This is a genomic window from Solwaraspora sp. WMMB335, assembly GCF_049179075.1.
In the GTDB taxonomy this organism is placed as follows: domain Bacteria; phylum Actinomycetota; class Actinomycetes; order Mycobacteriales; family Micromonosporaceae; genus Micromonospora_E.
This window is the reverse complement of the sequence record NZ_JBMHMF010000001.1, coordinates 1,663,292-1,681,637: the sequence shown is the minus strand read 5'-3', so window position 1 is coordinate 1,681,637 and position 18,346 is coordinate 1,663,292. Positions and strand designations below refer to the sequence as shown.

The following is an 18,346-nucleotide window of genomic DNA, read 5'->3' as shown; positions in this document are numbered from 1 at the left end:
ACCGCTCGGTCGTAGCCTCGTCCCGGGAGCCTCAGATGCCACTTCCGTCGCATTGAGAATTTACCAGCGTCGATCTATAGTGGCCCCGGTCCGGTGGATTCAACGGTCCTGCGCACCGCCGTCGGGGCCAGCATCGTCGGCGCGGGCAGCAGCGCGCCGGTCGGCGCCAGCGCACCGACGGCGCCTGCCAGCGACGGCGTCCGGACTGCACCCGCACCGCCCGATGGTCGAGGAGTACTGCGTCCTTGGTCGTAGCCGCCGCTGCCACCTTCATGGGACTCGTCGGTGAATGGCGGTTCGCTACCTTGGCCGGCCCGGGTGTCGTTCCCTACCGTCGTTTCATCGATATTCGTCGCAGCGATGGGTCTTGGGGAGCCGGGTCTGGCCAGGCGCGAGCCAGCCCACCCGGCAAGCCCTCGACCACGGGGAAAGGAGCAGGCCGCGATGGCCACAGACGAGCCGGTGGACGCCGGCCGAGAGCCGGCGACGACCGCCCCGACGACCGCCCCGACGACCGCCCCGAGGACCGGTCGACGTGGCCGCCGGCTCGTACGTCAGTCGGTCACCTGGATGTTCGTGGTCGCCGTCTGCGTGGCCGTTACTCTGGCCCTGCGTGACCAGGACTGGTCGACGCTCGGCCAGCTGGCCCGCCCGCGGACGGTGCCGGTGCTGGCCGTGGCGCTGGCGGTCACCTCGGCCGGCCTGCTCTGCGCCACCCGCGCCTGGCTGTTGACGATCTCGGCGACCGGGGCACCGGTGCCGGCCCGTACCGGTGTCCGGATGTTCTTCGTCGGCTTTCTCGGCAAGTTCCTGCCCGGCCGGGTCTGGGGGCTGCTGGCCCTGCTCAAGCTCGGTGAACGGGCCGGGATGAGCCGCACCCGCACGGCCGGGATCTACCTGGTGAACGTGGTGGTGGTGCTGGTCAGCGGCGCCACAGTCGGCCTGCTGGTCGCGCCGGTCCTGCTCGGTGCCCACTCGCTCTGGCTCTTCCCACCCCTCGGCGCGCTGCTCGTGCTGCTGCTCGCCCGACCGGTGCTGATCGACCGGGTGGTGTCCGTGGCGGCCCGGCTGGCCCGTCGGCAGCGGCCGGCCCCGCTGGCCCGGCCGGAGCACCTGCGTCGGTCTATCGCCTGGCAGACGGCATCGTGGGTGCTGTTCGGGGTGCACGTCTGGGTGATCGCCACGCTGCTCGGTGCCGCGCCGGTCGAGACGGCGGCGGTGGCGCTGGGCGCCTTCGCGCTCGCCAGCGTGGCCGGCACCCTCGCCCTGTTCGTTCCGGACGGCGCGGGGGTGCGGGAGGTCCTGCTGATCGCCGCGCTCACCGTCGTGCTGCCGCTGCCGGCGGCGGTCACCACCGCTATCGCCAGCCGGGTGCTCTGCACTCTCGCCGAGATCGTGACCGCCGGGATCGCCCTGCTCGTCACCGCGCTGCGCGACCGGCGCGCCGCGCGGGCGGTCGAAGCGTCCAGAGACGCCGCGGCCGAGCGGTCCCCGGCCACGGCTTCGGTCTGATCCGCCACCGCCTGCCACCGCGACGAGCAGGCGTCCGTCACCACCGGAGAGAAAGGACCCAGCGATGCCACGACTGTTGTCCATCGACGACGCCGAGCGGCTCGGCGTCGAGCAGGTGCACGAGCTGTACCGCCGGCACGTGAACAAGAGCCAGGTCAGCCTGATGACGTCGTTCGGGTTCGGCCGTGAGCTCGTCGACCGGGCCGAGGGTGCCTACCTCTACACCCGCGACGGCCGGCGGATCCTCGACTTCACCGGGGGCGTCGGGGTGCTCAACCACGGGCACAACCACCCGCGCATCCTGGCCGCCCGGCGCCGGTTCGCCGAGCGGCAGCGGATGGAGGTGCACAAGACCTACTTCTCGCCGTACCTCGCCGCGCTGTCGCACAACCTGGCCGCCGTGCTGCCCGACGACCTCGACATGTCGTTCCTGCCGAATTCCGGCGCGGAGGCCGTCGAGGGAGCGGTGAAGCTGGCGTACAAGTACCACGGCGGGCGGCGCAACACGATCCTGCGTAGCGACATCAGCTTCCACGGCAAGCTGCTCGGCTCCGGCAGCCTCACCGGCAGCGCGCAGAACCACTTCGCCTTCCCCGGTATCCCCGGCGTGGTGTCGTTCGACTACGACGACCTGGCCGCGGTGCGAGCGGCGGTGGAGGCCAGCCGCGACCGCAAGGGCCACAGCGACGTGTACGCCATCCTCATCGAGCCGTTCAGCGCCTCCACCATGCGGTGGTGCTCAGAGGATTTCCTGCGTGGCCTGCGCGAGCTGTGCACCCGCGAGGACATCGTGCTGATCTTCGACGAGATCTACACGGGCTGGGGCAAGACCGGGACGATGTTCTACTTCACCCGCTACCCCGGGCTGGTGCCCGACGTGGTGACCACCTCGAAGTCCTTCGGCGGGGGCAAGTCGTCGATCTCGGCGTACGTGGCCCGCCGACGCGTGTTCACCAAGGCGTACGGCAGCCTCAACGACGCGTTGCTGCAGAGCACCAGCACCACCTACTACGGCTTCGGCGAGGAGACCGCGACCGCGATCGAGGCGATCAACGTGGCCGTCGACGAGGACTTCCCGGCCCGGGCGCGGGCGATCGAGCGGGTGCTCGCGCCGGGACTCGAACGGATCGCCAAGCAACACCCCGACGTCGTGACCGAGGTACGGGGCGCCGGTGCGCTGTGGGGTGTCTTCCTCAACAGCGCCCGCTCGCTGGACCTGGTGGCCAAGGTCGCACCGGGTGGGCTGGCCAAGGATCCGCAGTTCGGCACCAAGCTGGTCACCTGCGCGGTGATCAACGCCCTCTACCGCGACCACGACATCTACAGCTACTACACGCTCAACGGCAGGAACCCGCTGGTGGTGGGGCCACCGCTGGTCGTCGAGCCGGCCGAGGTCGAGCACTTCCTCGACTGCCTGGACCGCACCCTCTCGCTCGGCATGACCCGCCTGCTGGCCCGCTTCGTCGCCGAGAAGGTGTCGTCGCTGTGGTGAGCGGGGTGCACGACAGGACGGTCACCGTGACGGGCGGCAGCGGCATGCTCGGCGGCAACCTGGTGCGCCACCTGGCCGCCGACGGCTGGCAGGTACGCAGCGTCGACCTGCGGCCGCCGGCCGAGCCGGTGCCCGGCGTCGACCACGTGCTCGCCGACGTCCGGGACACCGCACGGGTGCGTGCGGCGCTCACCGGTACGCACGCCGTGGTGCACACCGCCGCGGCACTGCCCAGCTACCCCGAACCCGAGATCCGGTCGATCATCGTGGACGGCACCCGCAACGTGCTCGACGCCGCCCGCACGGCCGGCGTCGAACGGGTCGTGCACATCTCCACCACCGCCGTCTACGGACTACCCAGGCAGGTGCCGACCACCGAGGACCACCCACGCAGCCCGGTCGACCCGTACAGCCGGGCGAAGGCCGCCGCCGAGGAGATCGGTGAGCGGTGGCGGGCGGCCGGCATGTGCGTGCCGATGCTGCGGCCGAAGACCTTTCTCGGACCCGGCCGGATGGGGCTGTTCGCGATGCTGTTCGAGTGGGCCGAGGAAGGCCGGAACTTCCCGGTGCTCGGACGCGGCGACGTGCGAATCCAGATGTTCGCCGTGGAGGACCTCGTCGACGCGGTCACCGCCGCCCTGCACGCGCCGCCCGATCGCGCCAACGACACGTTCAACCTGGGCGCGGCCGAGTTCGGCACGATTCGGGAGGACTTCCAGGCCGTGCTCGACGCCGCCGGGCACGGCAAGCGGGTGATCCCGATTCCGGCCCGCCCCGCCGTCGCCGTCCTGCAGCTGCTCGAACGGCTGCGGCTGTCGCCGGTGTACGGGCGGCTGATCCACAAGCTGCTGGACGACTCGTACGTCAGCATCGACAAGGCCGAAGAGGTCCTCGGCTGGCGGCCGCGCTACACCAACCGCGACGCGATCCTGCGTACCTACCGCTGGTGGCGGGCCAATCGCGCCGCCGCGACCGCCGCCGGCCCGTCCACCGGGCGCACCAGCCGGGAGCCCTGGAAACAGGGCGTTCTGGGCCTGGCCAAAGCCGTCTTCTGAACCCACCGGAGCTCGTCGTGACCATCGCCATCGACCAGCCGGTCGGCGCCGGCTCGACCGCCGTTCCCGGCCCGGCCGCCACCCCGACCACCCCGACCACCCCGATCACCCCGACGTCCCCGACCCCCGGGTCCACCCGACCCAATCTGCTGGCCGACCTGATCACCCTGATCCGGCCCCACCAGTGGGCGAAGAACCTGCTGGTGGTGCCGCTCGCCCTGATCGACGCACCGGCGCTGGGCCCGGGTCCGCTGGCCCGGGTCGGCTGGGCGGTCGTGTTGTTCACCCTCGCTTCGTCGCTGGTGTACGTGTGCAACGACGTCTACGACCGGCACCGGGACCGGGCACACCCCACCAAGCGCCACCGGCCCGTCGCCGCCGGGCGGATCAGCGTCCCGCTCGCGTACCTCCTCGGCCTCGCCCTGGCGTTGCTGCTGGCCGCCGCCGTGCTGTTCGGGCCGGCCGTGGCCTGGTGGCCGATCGCCGTCTACCTCGGACTCAACCTGGCCTACAGCCGTGGCCTGAAGCATCTGCCGCTGGTCGATGTGTGCGTGGTCGCGATCGGCTTCGTGCTGCGGGTCGTCGAGGGCTATCTGGCTGCCGGCGCACCCGTCGGCCGGTGGCTGCTGGTCTCGGTCTTCGCCCTGTGCCTGCTGTTCATCCTCGGCAAGCGACGGCACGAGGTCACAGTGTCCGGCAGTGCCCACCGGCCGTCGTTGCGCGGGTACTCGGTCCAGTACCTGGACTACCTCATCGTGTTCTGCGCGGTGCTGGCCGTGGCCGCGTTTCTGTTCTCCCTACAGGAGACGGTGGCCGACCCGTACGCCGATCTGGCCCTGCTCGGCTCGGTGCCGTTCGCGTTCTTCGCCGTCGCCCGGTACCTGCAGATCCTGGTGGTCGACGGTCATGGTGGGGAACCGACCCGGATCCTGCTACGCGACCGGGCCATGGTCGTCAACGCCCTGCTGTGGGGTGCGTTGCTGGCCGCCACGCTGCTCGCCGCGCACTACACCCTGCCGCTCGACCTCGTCGCCCGCCTGCGCTGACGACGCAGCCGGATCCCGCCCGGACAGACAAGGAGCAGCAATGCCCGACCCACTCGTTTCCGTCATCATCCCGAACTACAACTACGGCAACTCCATCGGCCGGTGCATCGACTCAGCGCTGGACCAGACGTACCGCCCGATCGAGATCATCGTGGTCGACGATCACAGCACCGACGACTCGCTGGAGATCGCCCGGCGCCGTGCCGTCACGGTGCTGCAGACCGCCCGCAACAGCGGTGTCGCGGTGGCCCGCAACACCGGCGCCGCCGCTGCCCGGGGTGAGGTCCTCTTCTTCGTCGACTCGGACGTCGCGCTGCGTGCGGACGCGATCGAGACGGCGGTCGCCGAGCTGCGGGCGCATCCCGAGTACGGTGCTGTCTGCGGCATCTACGAGGACGAGCCGCTGATCCGGGACAGTGTGGTGGAGGAGTGCCGCGTGCTGCAGGCGTACTGCTGGCGGATGGCCTCGCTGGGTGAGGTCAGTTTCCTGTTCTCGTCGCTGACGGCGATCCCCCGGAAGGTCTTCGACGAGGTCGGCCCGTTCAATCCCCGGCTGCGCCAGACCGAGGAGGTCGACTACGGGCAGCGGATGTCCGCGCGGTACCAGATCCGGGTCACCGAAGCGGTCCGCGGCTGGCACGACGACGACGACAAGTTGCTACCGCTGATGCGCAAGTTGTTCCGGCGGGCGCGGTTGCGGGTGCCGTTGTTCGCCCGGCGCCGTCGCTTCGCCAAGGGCTTCGAGAGTGCTCCGCGTTCGCTCGCCGCCCTCGCCGCGCTCGGCGTGCTGGCCAGCCTTGCGCTGGCCGTGCTGAGCCCGTGGTCGTTGTCGGCCACCGGGACGCTTCTCGCGGCGATGGTCGCCGGCGACGCCGCCATGTACCGCTACGTGCTGCGCCGTCGCGGCGTGGGTTTCCTGATGGTATTCACCACCGTCGCGTTTCTGACCAACGTGGCCATCTCCAGCGGTATCGCGGTCGGCGCGCTGCAATGGCTGGTGTCGGGCCGGTTCCGGCGACTGTACGACGCACGGTGGCTGTCCACCGCCGCGCCGGCCGCTCCGGCGTCGACCGGAGCGCCGGCATGAGTGACCTGCTCACCGCCGATCCCGGCGGGACCGCTCCGGCCACCGTGCCGGGGCACGTCCCGCCCGCCGGGGCGGCGGACAGCGGCGCCGGCACTGCCGGCACTGCCGGCGCCGCTGCACAGCGGCGGCGCTGGTCGCTGCGCGCCCGGCTGGTCTTCGCCACCGTCGCCGGGTGGAGCCTGTTCCTGGCGGCGTTTCTGGTGTTGACCGGTACGCACTGGTGGTGGCGTCCGTTCGAGCTGATGCCGCCGCTGCTGTTCGTCGCGGTGCCGCTGGCGCTGGTCCCGCTGACGCTGCTGGCCCGCCCGGTCCGCGCCCGGCTCGCCCTGGCGCTCGTCTGTTGCCTGGCGCTCGGCGTCGACCTGGCCGGGCTGAACGTGTACGCGCTACCCGGCGGGCACGCCGACGAGGTCGGGCCGGTGCCCGTCGACGCGGTACGGGTGTTCGCCTGGAACACCGAGTACTGGCACGACGGCGACGACCCGGAGCGGTTCTACACCTACCTGGCCGATCAGCGGGCCGACGTCTACCTGCTCAGCGAGCATGTCGGCTGGGACCTCGCCGGGCACCGGCCGGTCCGGGTCGATTACCGCGCCGAGCTACGCGAGCGTTTCCCCGACTACCAGATCGTCGCGGTCGGCGAGTTGCTGACCATGTCCCGCTACCCGGTGGTACGCGAACACGCGCTGGACGCGTCGCCGTACCTGACCGATCCACGGCTGGGCGGCCCGCCACCCGGGTCGGACTTCGCGGACTACTACCGGTACAAGATCCTGCGGACCGATCTGCTCGTGGCGGGGACCGTGCTGTCGGCGTACAACGTGCACATCCCGGTGCAGCTGGACGTCTCCGTGGATCCGCGGCGGCCCGAGTTCACCGCTTTCATGCGTGCTCAGGAGATCCGCCGGCAGGCCCATTACCGGGCGGTGGAGGCCGACCTCGCCGACAACCCGGCACCGGCGGTGCTGGCCGGCGACTTCAACGCCACCTCGGCGATGGGGGAGTTGCGCGTCCTCGGGCGTCGGTTACGGGACGCGTTACCGGCCAGCCAGGAGATCCATCCAGTCTCCTGGCCGGACGGTAGCGCCACGCTGTGGCGGTTGGACTGGGCGTTCACCACCGGACCGGTACGGGTCCACGACTACCGGATGGTGCCGGGCCGGGGGATGAGCGACCACCGGGGGCAACTCGTCACCCTCTCGGTGAGCTGAGCGAGCGCCACCGGGCAGCGCAGGCACGGTGCCCGCTCAGGCTGCTTCGTCGAGCACCTTGCGCAGCTCGGCCGGCAGCTGCAGATCGACGGCACCGATCGCTTCGTCGAGCTGGGCCACCGAGCTGACGCCGACGATCGGGACGATCGGCGGGTCGTGCTCGATCAGCCAGGCCAGCACCACCTGGTTCGCGGTGACGCCGAGCTCGGACGCGACCCGGGCGAGAGCGCCCCGGCGACGGTCGGTGCCGGGGTGCAGATAATGCTCCTGCAGTGGCTTGTCCGCCCGGGAGTAGGCGCCCCACAGCAAGGTGGTGTACGCGAACATGGTCAGCTCACGGGTGCGTACGTAGTCGAGCAACTCCTCACTGGCGTGCACGTGCCCGCCCTCGGGCAGGGTCGTCGCCGGGCGCGGCAGCAGGTACGAGTACCGCTGCTGGACCACGGTGTACGGGGTTTCGCCGCGCGCACGGGCGAGCCCTCGGGTCTCGGCAAGCCGCCACGCGGCGTGGTTGCTCGCCCCGAGTACCCGTACCTTGCCCTCGGTCACCGTCTCGTGGAAGGCGGCGATGGTCTGCTCGTCGGGGGTGACCCGGTCCTCCCGGTGCGCGTAGTAGATCTCCACCCGGTCGGTGCCGAGCCGGCGCAACGTACCGTCCAGCTGTTCCCGGATGACCTGTGGCGCGAGCCCTTCGGCGGTGCCGTCCGGTCCCAGCCCGGAGCCGACCTTCGAGGCGATCACGAGATCGTCGTGGCTGCCACGGCTGGCGAGCCATCGGCCGAGCACCGATTCGCTCTCCCCACCGCGACTACCGGGCACCCAGAACGAGTAGCAGTTGGCAGTGTCGATGGTGGTGCCGCCGGCATCGACGAAGCGGTCCAGGATCTGGAACGCGGTCTGCTCGTCGACCGTCGTGCCGAACGACATCGCGCCGAGACACAGGCGACTGACCAGCATGCCGGATCCGCCGCTGAGTCGTTGCTGCCTCATCAACCCTCCAGGTTGGGACGTGGGGTGGACCTGTCACCTTCAGCGTATGGAGCCGGGCGCGATCCGGTCGGCCGGCAGCGCGGCCGCGGCCAGTTGGCTGTCCACCTCGGCCATGCGGGCGAGCATGCCGCACCGCTCGAACAGCTGGCGCGCTTCACCGAGCAGCCTGCCGGCGGCGTCCCGGTCCCCGCGTCCGAGCTCGGCACGGCCGAGCGTGTACCCGGCCGGTTGGCACGTCGGGCCTCGGCGCGAAAATGGGCTGCTACCGCATTAAATTCGAGATGGTCGATAATTAGATCCGGTAGTCGTTCCGGATGGTGTCCGGTTTTGATCATCCACGCCTATTTCTTGGGGTGCTGCTCCTGGTGTGTCGGGTTCAATCAAATTAGACTGAACGAACGTGGCGTGCTGATTTTTCTGGCCAATGTGGTGATCTCCAGAAATTGATGGCAAGCAGGGCAGATTTCTCCGACACCGACAGGCTGGTGCACCAGTGGCACGGGGGAACACATCGGACTTCGTCCGACTGATCTTCGTTGCTTGCGGGGTGAATACGCGTGCACGGTCCGAGTTTGGTGGCAACCGCACAGACGATCGATATCCCAGACGTCGACTGGTGGCTATTGTTGCGCCTACACTGGCGGCCAGGATAATCAACTCGGCCCGGGGTCAATCATGCGGGACGGTGCTAGATGGAATTCCAGGTACTTGGCCCGGTGCAGGTCCGGGTGGGTGGCGAGCCTATTGATCTCGGTGACCGTAAGCAGCGTCTGGTGCTCGCTGTGCTGCTCCTTGAGCCCAACCGGCTCATTCTGCTCGCCCGTCTGGTGGACCTGCTGTGGCCGGCCGGGCCGCCGAGCAGCGCCCGCCGGATCGTCCAAGCGCATCTCAGCCGGCTGCGTACCACGCTGTCCCGACATGCTCCGCGTCCTGCAGCGCCGACCGTTACCCGCCGCGGTCCTGGCTACATGTTGACCTGCGATCCGGATTCGATTGATGTATATCGTTTCCGGCTGCTCGTGAACAAGGCCCGTGACAGTGACGACGGCCGGAACAAGGTGGATCTGTTGCGCCAGGCACTGGAGTTGTGGCGCGGGCCGGCGTTGGCCGACGTGGCGAGCGAGGAGATCCGGGAGGAGCTGTGCCGTGGCCTGGACGAAGCTCGGCTGGCCGCCATCGAGGAGAGGTTCGGCGCCGAGTTGCGGCTCGGTCGCCACGGGCAGCTCATCGACGAGCTGACCGAGCTGGTGGCGCGCTATCCGTTCCGGCAGCAGTTCGCCGCCTTTCTCATGCTCGCGCTGTACCGGGCCGGTCGGGCCGCCGAGGCGCTCACCGTCTATGCCCGCACCCGACAGCGGCTCGACGCCGAGCTGGGTCTGGAACCGTCGGCGGACCTGCAACGGATGCAGGTCTCGATCCTGCGGGCGGATCCGAGTCTGGCCCTGCGGGCGGATCCGGCCACGGCCCTGCGGTCAGACCCGAGTTTGGCTCTGCGTGCCGGACAGCCAGCCGGGTGAGGCCCGGCTCACCGGCGTACCGGCAGCACCGGACGCAGTGCCTCGGCGGCGGGCGGGAGCCGGTCGAGCCGGTCGAGCAGGTCGGCCTGCCGCTCGCCCAGCCCGGCCCGCACCGTCGAGTCGTCCAGCAGCTCGGTCATCGCCTGCAGCACCCGCCGCCGCTGGAAGATCCCGGCGGTCAGGAAACAGTCGACGTACGGGTTGTCCGACAGCACCGGGCCGAGGAACTCGTACCAGCCCCAGGGGAAGATCCGGAACGGGTAGCCGACGGAGAGCTCCGGCGCCGCCGCCACCAGCCAGGACGGCGCCGATCCGGAGGCGGTGAGGGCGGCGAGGTCCAGCGTCTTGTAGTTCTGCAACACCAGCGACGGAACACCGGCGAGGACCGCCTGGGTCAGCGTCACCGAGACCACGTTGCCGGTGAGGTACAGGTCCGCGCCGGCGAGCAGTCCGTGGAACTCGGCCGGTGTCAGCCGGGACCGGTAGTGGTAGTCGATCTGGTCGGCGACCGGGAAGTCCCACCTGGCCGGCCCGACGTGCACCACCCGCAGCGGGCGCCGCAACGCGGCGAGATGACTGTGGATGATCCGTGGCATGGTCAGGATCAGCTGCGCCATCTCGGGGGAGCGGACCACGTTCACGTGCTCCCACCGTGAGTTGGTCAGAAACACCGTCGGCGGCTCGGCAGGGCGTCGTCGGGTCGCCGGCAACGGCGCTGACCCGCCGCACACCATCCGGGTCACCGCCACCGACGGCCCACCGGGCACCGGCCGGTTCAGCGGGCTGTTGCGGATCACCAGGTCGCACAGGTCGAACAGACGCGGAAAACGGCTGCGGTGACCGGTGTAGAAGTCGACGAGGTAGTCGGCGGCCGGGTAGTCGTACTGGTCGAAGCTGGCCAGGGCGGTGTCGTAGCGTTCCCGCAGCAGGCCCATGCTCAGACCGGACCACCCGGTCGAGTAGTCGAGGGTGAAGGCGTCGGCGGCGACGAGCAGCTCGGGACGCAGCTCGGTCATCAGCCGGTCGAAGGTCTCCCGGTTACGTTCCGGAGCCTCCGCCTCCAGCGGATACGCGGTCAGGCCGAACCCCCGTACGTACGGCGCGGTCCCGGGCGCGGTCACGAACCCGACGTCGAACTCGTCGGCGGGCAGCTGGCGGGCGAAGTCGGCGGCGATGCTGAGGTCCCCGTTCGACAGGTGACCCAGGCCGACGAACAGCACGGTGCGCGGTGACATCCGCGATCACCCGACGGGCTGCCGGCGCAGGGCGTCCACCACGGCCGACTGGTCACCGTAGAGCGCGGCCATCAACTCGCCGATCCGGGCCGCCTGCGGGCCGCCGCCGGCGTACAGCGTCACCAGCGGCTCGCACAGGATCGCCCCCAGCGCCGGCAGCCGCACCGGCCGGCGGGGACAGCCGTCGAGGGCGGCCAGATGCGCCGAGCGCCCGCCCGTCGAATCGCCGTCGACGAGCCGGTCGACCACCGCGGCCAGGGCGTAGGCGCTGGCGAAGTAGGGCTGGGGCGGCTGGTCGGCCTGCGCGGCGACCAGCACGGCGAGGTCCTCGGCGGCCTTGGCGAGCTCGCTGGGGGCGTGCACGGACAGCGAGCCGTACGTGCTGGGCACCAGCGCCCGCAGCCGGGCCCGGCTGTAGCGGGCGAGCCAGTGCTGCGGTGCGACGGCCAGCACCCGCCCGAAGGCGTCGATGGCGCTGGTGAACCGGGCGTGCGCCGCGATGTCGGCGCGGACCGTGGCCATCAGCGCCAGCGCGTAGCGGCAGGCCGCGTCGGGGTCGTCCGGGTCGGCGCGATGGTCGTCCGCGATCCGGGCCAGGACCTTGTCGACGCGGCCGAGTTTCGCCGCGACGTTGGCCAGACCGAAGACCTCGTCATCGGCAGGGGTGATCGCCCGCACGTCTCACGCCGTCACAGCGGGGGTGGCCGGGGTGACCGGCTGGAACTCGTCCCAGCCGATGAACTCGGCGTACTCCTTGTAGACCCCGCCGCAGGAGGCGTCGTGTGCGCATCCGCCGCAGCGTTCGTCCTTGACCCGCGCGCTGGCGTCCATCATCCGCTCGTAGTCGTCGAAGACGAAGGTCCGGTAGAGCATCTTGAACTGGTTCTCCGTCCAGTTGATCATGTACTTCTCGTAGCCGGGGATCGCGCAGTGCGGGAAGCCTTCGAGCGTCACCACCCGTTCCCGGCGCACCGCCCGGTCGACCGCCTCGAACACGTACGGCTGGATCTCGTCGTAGCGCGGCGTGACCTCGGCGAAGTTGCGCAGGGCGGTGCCGGCGGTGTGCAGCGCCGAGACGTTGACGTGATCGACGCCGAGATCGAGGCACAGGTCCACGATCTCCGGGATCTCGGTGAAGTTGTCCCGGCACACCACCGAGTTGGTCCGGATCTTCGCGCCCAGTTCCTTGGCGTTACGGATGCCCTGGACAGCCTGCTCGAAGGAGCCGAGCGACTTGCTGATCCGGTCCTGGGTCAGCGCCGTCGCCCCGTGCATCGACACGATGAACAGGCTCACCCCCCGGTCCACCAGCTCCTGGGCGTACGGCCGACGGGCCATCTTGCGGCCGTTGGTCTGCAGGAACACCGTCGGATAGCCGAGCTCACGGATCTCGTCGAGGATGTCCAGCAGGTCCCGGCGGATGGTGGCCTCACCGCCGTGGATGTTGACCGCCTGGTAGTCCTTGCCGGCGTTGTCGCGCAGGAACCGGGACACCCGCTTGCGGGAGATCGAGTCGTCCTTGACGAACGGTGAGTCGACGATGCAGAAGGAACACTTGCTGTTGCAGATGTCGGTCAGATGCACGCTCAGGGCTTTCATGGTCATCCCTCGATGTCGGTCGGTCTCCCGATGGCGGGCGAGGCTAGCCGCCGGTGGCGGTGGTGAGGCGGTGGTCGTGCCGCGGCGCTCCGTCGGCCGGTGGGCCGGCGGCCGGTGGGCCGGCGGCCGGTGGGCCGGCGGCGGATCCGCCGCCCGGCACGGCGGCGGGGGACTCCGACACCCGGTCGAGCACGGCCAGCAGGTCGGTGAGGTCACCCCGGACCCGCACCAGGTAGTCGTGCAACGCCCGGCGGCCCGGCTCGTCGCGCACCCCGAGCCGGGTCGCCTCGTCGACGGCCACCTGTCCGAAGGCGAGCAGCCCTTCGAGCTGGCGGCGGTGCGCCGGCAGCTGCCGGTACAGCGCGCCGCGCGCGGCCGGATCGCCGTCGGCCATCGCCTTCAGCCCGTTGCGCAGCGCCCGGACCTGCCGGTAGACCTCGGTCGAGTCCGCGCCGACCATGCTGCGGAAGCCCATCACGGCGAGATCCGCCGCGCCCTGCGGCAGCTTCTCCAGCGACGCCGCCTGCCAGCGGACGTGGCCCGACACGCGTTCGGCGAGCTCGGCCGCCTCGACCAGCACGGCCGGGTCGATCGCGGCCGGGTCCGTCGCGGCGGTGTCCGGCGCCGCCGCGTCGAGGTCGGCCCACATCCGCACCGACCGGCGTTTCTGCACCGGGACCTGCTGCCCGTCCTGGCCGGTCAGGGTCGCCACGATCATCTCGGTCATCTCCGCCGACAGCAGGTCACCGGTCTCGGCGTCGACCTGCACGGTGACCCAGTACGACGAGCGGCCCCGCTGGGTCACCGGCCCCGACCTGACGTCGATCTTGCAGTCGAGGCACTGGGTGGAGTACACCGCACACGTGCGGCCGGCGAACCGTCCGAAGCCGAGGTTGCGGCCGTACATCTGGGCGTTGTGGAAGGCCGCGACCGCGCCCGGGTCGGAGAACGTCAGGTCGGCCCAGGTGCCGGAGATCCCCCGCACCTCGGCGGCGCTGCCGACCGTGCGCAGCCCCGGCGTGGTGATCAGATGGGTGGCCATCATCTCGAAGGTGATGACGTCCCAGCTCACCATCAGCAGCAGGTCCACCGCCGGGGCCTTGGGCAACTGCGGATACCGTACGTCCATCGTGGCCGTCATGTCGGGATCCGTCGTCGCCGGGGCATCGCCGGCCAGGTCGGTGTGCAGCAGGACCGAGCGGAAGCTCTGCCCCCGGGCGAACGTCCACTCCCGCCAGTTGCCGGCGGTCTTCGGGTCGCCGGTGCGCGACTGCACCCGCTCCCACTGGTAGCGGACCGGCACGACGGTGGGCGCCACGGCGCCCGCGACGTCCCGGTCGACGCTGGCGGTGAGCTCCTGCCACTTGTACGGTGTCCCGCGCGGGGTCAGGAAGTCGTTGCGCATGGTGGCCCGGTACCGCCGCCGCCGCGTCGGGTCGACGAGGCGCCGGTCGGCCACCGTGGGCTCCCAGTTGGTCATCGGGGCAGTACCTCCCGCAGTGCGTCGACCGGTGGCGCCAGCCGCGCCACCTGCTCGGTGTAGTCGTGTTGGCGCTGGCGCAGCCGGGCGCGTTCCGGCCCGGCGTCCAGCAACTCGGTCAGGGCCCGGCGTACGGCGGCGCGCTCGAAGACGCCGGCGGTGGCGAAACAGTCCTGGTACGGGTTGCCGGCCAGCAGCGGTGCCACCAGGTCGTGCCAGCCGAGCGGGGCGACCCGGAACGGGTAGGCCGTGCGCAGCAGCGGCGCGGCGGTGGCGAGCCAGCCCGGCACCGCCGCCGCCGGCAACCGGCGGTGGTTCTGCAGGACCAGCGCCGGTACGCCGGCCTGGACGGCCCGGCCCAGCGTGGCGGACAGCACGTTGGTCGTCAGGAACAGGTCGGCGGCTGCCAGCCGGGCGTGGAACATCGGGTACGGCAGCCGGCTAAAGTGCTGGTAGTCGATCTGGTCGGCGACCGGGAAGCGCCAGCGGCGGGGCCCGACGTGCACCACCCGCAGCGGTCGGCGAAGCGCCGCGAGATGGCTGTGGACGATCCGGGGCAGCGCGTCGATCAGGTGTGCCGTCGGCAGCGAGGCGAGCGGGCTGCGGTATTCCCACGGCGAGTTGACCAGGAAGACGACCGGCCGGCCGTCGCCGGTGCCGCCGCCGTCGGTCCCGCCGGCACCGGCCGGTCGCAGGCCGCCGTCGCGTAGGCCGCCACGGTGCAGCCCGGTCACCGTCACGCCGGGGCGCGCGGTCTGCGGCGCGTGCGGTGGACCGGTCCGGATGAGCAGGTCACAACCGTCCAGCAGGGGCGGGAGCTGGACCTGCGCGCCACCGTAGAAGTCGACCGTGTAGCCGGCGGTGTCCCAGCCGAGCCGGTCGAGGCTGGCGACCGGGTGACCGTAGCGCTCGCGCAGCAGCGCCAGGCTGAGCCCGGACCACTCCCGGGACTGGTGCAGCGCGAACGCGTCCGCGGCGATCAGCAGGTCCGGACGGAACCCCTGGACGATCCGGTCGAGCGCGGCGAGGTTCCCGCCGGGGGCGCCACCGGACAGCGCCAGCGTCGGCATGCCGAGATCGTGCAGCAGTGGCACCGCCTCGGCGGCGGCGACGAACCCCACCTGGAACTGCTTGCGGGGCAACTGGCGCGCCAGATCGGCGGCGATGCCGGCGTCTCCCCTCGACAACCGGCTGGGTGCGAGGAACAGCAGCTTCATGCGGCGGCCACCTGACGGAGGATAGTGTCGACATCGGACAGTTTGCGCAGTGCCGCGAGGTAGGTGTCCCGCGCCGCCGCGAGCGCGTCGCGCCGCGGCCCGTCGCTCAGCAGCGGCACGATGGTGGCCAGCGCGCCCTCCTCGTCGAACATCTCCACGTGCGCGACGGTGTCGCTGAACGGGTTGTCGGCCAGCAGCGAGCGCAGGAACCGGTGCCAGCCGACCGGGAACATCCGGCACGGGTAGAGGTAGTCGACGTCGGCCACCACCTGCCGGGCGAAGTCGGTGAGTTCGGGCCCGCCGGGCGGCAGCCACCGCAGCCGACCGTTGCGCTTGGTCAGCGAGTTCATCAGGACCACCGACGGGATCCCGGACAGCGCCAGCCGGTGCAGGCTGACCGACACGATGTTGTTGGAGATGTGCAGGTCGACGCCCTGGATCAATCGCCGGAACCGGCCGGGCTCCATCGGGCCGAGCGGGTGGAAGCCGTCGGGAACCCGGTCGTGGAACACCAGCTGCGGTCCGACCGCGACCACGTCGGCGTACCGGAGCAGCTTCGTGAGCAGTTGTTCCAGCATGGTGTGGCTGGCGTCGACGAAGTTGGTGACCCGGGGGTACGCGGCGTGCATCCGCTGCCAGGTCGCGCCGGTGACCAGGACCACCGGGCGGTCCCCGGTGACGCCGATCTCGCGCCGTACCTCGGCGCGGTCGGTGGTGGGCACGTCGTCGACGCTTTCCAGCAGCGGGTACGGGTGCACGTCCGGTCCGGCCAGGGTGTCGACCGGGTTGTTCAACGGGCACGGCCGCAGCCGGAAGGCGAGCCCGTCGAGGGTGATGTCCCCTTCGTACTTGGCCTTGAAGCCGTAGGTGTCCAGCCAGGCGTCGGCGCGGCCCCAGGAGAAGTTGTCGAACGTGCCGACCGGGCAGTCGAACACCGACAGGTCGGCCCGGGTCAGGCCGTAGTGACGGTCGCAGAAGTCGTAGTTCATGAAGTCGGCGAGCACCACCAGCGCCGGCCGGTGCACGTGCTGGATGTCCCGCAGCTGGATGCGGTTGAGTTTGCCGGCGCCGGGAATCATCACCTGGTGGTCGAGCCCGGACGCGGCGATCAGCTCGCGGTGCGTCGGCGGGATGAGGAACAGCGGGTGGAACCCGGTCCCGGCCATCCGGCGGGCGAACTCGGTGGCGATCGCCAGCTCGCCGTGCGCCCAGTAGCTGGTCACCAGGAACAGGACGGTCCGTCGTCGACTCGTCATCCGCGGGTCAGCTCGCAGCCGCCGGCGCCGCGGCGGCCCGCACCGCGCGCTGTCCCGCAAAGAGCGCCCGTGCCAGCCGGCGGGCGGTGCCGCGCTCGGGCAGGTCGGGCTGGCTGTCGTACCAGACGAAGCCCTCACTCAGGATGCCGCCGAGTGCCCGGAACGGCACCGCCGACGCGGGCCGGGCCGCCGCCGTGGCGACCAGCCGGGCCACCTCGGCCGGGTCCCGCCCGTCGGACTCCCAGGCGAGCCGGGCGGCGAGCAGGTACGGGCAGGCGAACCACGGCCGCCAGTCGTCGCCGGCCTGCCGCTCGATGAGTTCCCGGGCGTCGTCGGCGGCCCTGGCCCGTTCGTCGGTGACGAACCGGGGGTGGTCGAGATGGTCCGGCGGCATCATCATGGTGCGGATCCGCACCCGCAGGTAGCGGCCGAGCCAGTGGTCCGGCTCACCGTAGAGCAGGTCGCCGAGCGACTCGATGATCTCGCTGTAGCTGGCCAGCGCCTGCCCCTCGTCGACCGCCTCGTTCGCCCAGGTGACCTGCATCTTGGCCACCATCGACAGGGCGTACGGGAAACCGGCGAGCGGGTTCTGCCAGTCCTTCTCGTACTGCTCGCTCAGCCGCTCGACGATGGCGTCGGCCCGCCCGAGCCGGGTCGCCGCCAGCACGGTGGCGAAGAGTTCCTCGTCGGCCGCGGTGATCTGGATCATGATCACTGCACCTGGGCGAGGTAGTCGGTCGGTGTGTCGGTCACCGGGTGGAACTCGTCCCAGCCGATCCGGTCGGCGTACTCCTTGTAGACCCCGCCGCAGACGCTGTTGAACGCACAGCCGCCGCACCGGGCGTCCTTGACCCGTTCGAAGTCGTCCATGTGGTCCTCGTAGTCCTCCATCACGAAACTGCGGTACAGGACCTTGAATCGGTTGTGTTCCCAGTCGACCAGGAAGCGTTCGTAGCCGGGCACGGTGCAGTAGGGGAAGCCCTCCATGAGCAGCCGGGCGTCGCGGCGGACCGCCCGCTCGCAGGCGGCCAGCACGTACGGCCGGATCTCGTCGTAGCGGGGGGTGACGTCCCAGAAGTTGCGCAACGCGGTGCCCGAGGTGTGCAGCGCCGAGATGTTGATCATGTCGGCGCCGAGGTCCAGGCACAGGTCGACGATCTGTGGCAGCTCCCGGAAGTTGTCCTTGCAGACCACCGAGTTGGTCCGCACCGTGGCGCCCAGTTCCTTCATGTTGCGGATGCCCTGGACCGCCTGGTCGAACGAGCCGAGCGAGAGACTGATCCGGTCCTGGGTGACGGCGGTGGCGCCGTGCATCGACACGACGAACAGGCTGACGCCCTTGTCCACCACGGTCCGCGCGTACTCCATGCGGGCGAACTTGCGGCCGTTGGTCTGCAGGAACACCGTCGGGTAGCCGAGCTCGCGGATTTCGTCGAGGATCTCCAGGAAGTCCCGGCGGATCGTCGCCTCGCCGCCGTGCAGGTTCACCGCCTCGTACCCTTGCCCGGCGTTCTCCCGCAGGAACCGGGAGACCCGCCGCCGCATGATGGTGTCCTGCTTCATGTACGGCGAGTCGACGATGCAGAACGTGCACTTGCTGTTGCACACGTCGGTCAGGTGGATGCTGAGCGCCTTCACGGTGCGGCCTC

At 70.6% G+C, this 18,346-nt stretch carries 17 protein-coding genes; 8 read left to right on the top strand and 9 right to left on the bottom strand.

Features of this window, described 5'->3' with window-relative positions; genetic code table 11:
- Positions 1-444 precede the first annotated feature (444 nt).
- From ACN27F_RS06855 to ACN27F_RS06830, 6 genes are all read left to right on the top strand, one after another.
- The gene (locus ACN27F_RS06855) at positions 445-1,512 is read left to right on the top strand and encodes a lysylphosphatidylglycerol synthase domain-containing protein (RefSeq protein WP_421431764.1); all 1,068 of its coding nucleotides are present in this window, start codon (positions 445-447) and stop codon (positions 1,510-1,512) included.
- A gap of 163 nt (positions 1,513-1,675) precedes the next feature.
- The gene (locus tag ACN27F_RS06850; protein WP_421440014.1) at positions 1,676-3,004 is read left to right on the top strand and encodes an aspartate aminotransferase family protein; all 1,329 of its coding nucleotides are present in this window, start codon (positions 1,676-1,678) and stop codon (positions 3,002-3,004) included.
- The gene (locus ACN27F_RS06845) at positions 3,001-4,059 is read left to right on the top strand and encodes an NAD-dependent epimerase/dehydratase family protein (protein WP_421431763.1); all 1,059 of its coding nucleotides are present in this window, start codon (positions 3,001-3,003) and stop codon (positions 4,057-4,059) included. Before ACN27F_RS06850 ends, ACN27F_RS06845 begins: the two co-directional genes overlap by 4 nt.
- Before the next feature lie 17 nt (positions 4,060-4,076).
- Positions 4,077-5,105: a UbiA prenyltransferase family protein gene (locus tag ACN27F_RS06840; protein ID WP_421431762.1), complete on the top strand. Its 1,029-nt coding sequence runs from the start codon at positions 4,077-4,079 to the stop codon at positions 5,103-5,105.
- A 40-nt stretch (positions 5,106-5,145) separates the two neighbouring features.
- Complete coding sequence (locus ACN27F_RS06835; RefSeq protein ID WP_421431761.1) at positions 5,146-6,192, top strand: glycosyltransferase family 2 protein; 1,047 nt, start codon at positions 5,146-5,148, stop codon at positions 6,190-6,192.
- Complete coding sequence (locus tag ACN27F_RS06830; protein WP_421431760.1) at positions 6,189-7,403, top strand: endonuclease/exonuclease/phosphatase family protein; 1,215 nt, start codon at positions 6,189-6,191, stop codon at positions 7,401-7,403. Before ACN27F_RS06835 ends, ACN27F_RS06830 begins: the two co-directional genes overlap by 4 nt.
- 36 nt (positions 7,404-7,439) lie before the next feature.
- On the opposite strand, the gene ACN27F_RS06825 is transcribed toward ACN27F_RS06830, so the two are convergent.
- Positions 7,440-8,393, bottom strand: coding sequence for an aldo/keto reductase (locus ACN27F_RS06825; protein WP_421431759.1), 954 nt, complete (start codon positions 8,391-8,393; stop codon positions 7,440-7,442).
- Between the two features lie 24 nt (positions 8,394-8,417).
- On the opposite strand from ACN27F_RS06825, the gene ACN27F_RS06820 reads away from it, so the two are divergent.
- On the top strand, positions 8,418-8,840 hold the full coding sequence (locus ACN27F_RS06820; protein WP_421431758.1) for a hypothetical protein: 423 nt from the start codon (positions 8,418-8,420) through the stop codon (positions 8,838-8,840).
- Between the two features lie 245 nt (positions 8,841-9,085).
- Positions 9,086-9,910, top strand: coding sequence for an AfsR/SARP family transcriptional regulator (locus ACN27F_RS06815; RefSeq protein ID WP_421431757.1), 825 nt, complete (start codon positions 9,086-9,088; stop codon positions 9,908-9,910).
- A gap of 8 nt (positions 9,911-9,918) precedes the next feature.
- Here ACN27F_RS06815 and ACN27F_RS06810 read toward each other — a convergent pair whose 3' ends face one another.
- From ACN27F_RS06810 to ACN27F_RS06775, 8 genes are read right to left on the bottom strand one after another with little or no spacing between them, the layout of a single operon-like run.
- Positions 9,919-11,145, bottom strand: coding sequence for a DUF6365 family protein (locus ACN27F_RS06810; protein ID WP_421431756.1), 1,227 nt, complete (start codon positions 11,143-11,145; stop codon positions 9,919-9,921).
- Positions 11,146-11,151: 6 nt separating this feature from the next.
- A complete protein-coding gene (locus tag ACN27F_RS06805) occupies positions 11,152-11,823 on the bottom strand; it encodes a hypothetical protein (RefSeq protein WP_421431755.1) in 672 nt (223 codons plus the stop codon).
- A gap of 3 nt (positions 11,824-11,826) precedes the next feature.
- Positions 11,827-12,750, bottom strand: coding sequence for a radical SAM protein (locus tag ACN27F_RS06800; RefSeq protein ID WP_421431754.1), 924 nt, complete (start codon positions 12,748-12,750; stop codon positions 11,827-11,829).
- Positions 12,751-12,787: 37 nt separating this feature from the next.
- A complete protein-coding gene (locus ACN27F_RS06795; protein ID WP_421431753.1) occupies positions 12,788-14,224 on the bottom strand; it encodes a hypothetical protein in 1,437 nt (478 codons plus the stop codon).
- On the bottom strand, positions 14,221-15,441 hold the full coding sequence (locus ACN27F_RS06790; RefSeq protein ID WP_421431752.1) for a DUF6365 family protein: 1,221 nt from the start codon (positions 15,439-15,441) through the stop codon (positions 14,221-14,223). The genes ACN27F_RS06795 and ACN27F_RS06790 overlap by 4 nt, the downstream gene beginning before the upstream one ends.
- On the bottom strand, positions 15,438-16,697 hold the full coding sequence (locus ACN27F_RS06785; RefSeq protein ID WP_421431751.1) for a DUF6365 family protein: 1,260 nt from the start codon (positions 16,695-16,697) through the stop codon (positions 15,438-15,440). Before ACN27F_RS06785 ends, ACN27F_RS06790 begins: the two co-directional genes overlap by 4 nt.
- Before the next feature lie 7 nt (positions 16,698-16,704).
- A complete protein-coding gene (locus ACN27F_RS06780) occupies positions 16,705-17,406 on the bottom strand; it encodes a hypothetical protein (RefSeq protein ID WP_421431750.1) in 702 nt (233 codons plus the stop codon).
- A gap of 2 nt (positions 17,407-17,408) precedes the next feature.
- On the bottom strand, positions 17,409-18,335 hold the full coding sequence (locus ACN27F_RS06775) for a radical SAM protein (protein WP_421431749.1): 927 nt from the start codon (positions 18,333-18,335) through the stop codon (positions 17,409-17,411).
- Positions 18,336-18,346 lie beyond the last annotated feature (11 nt).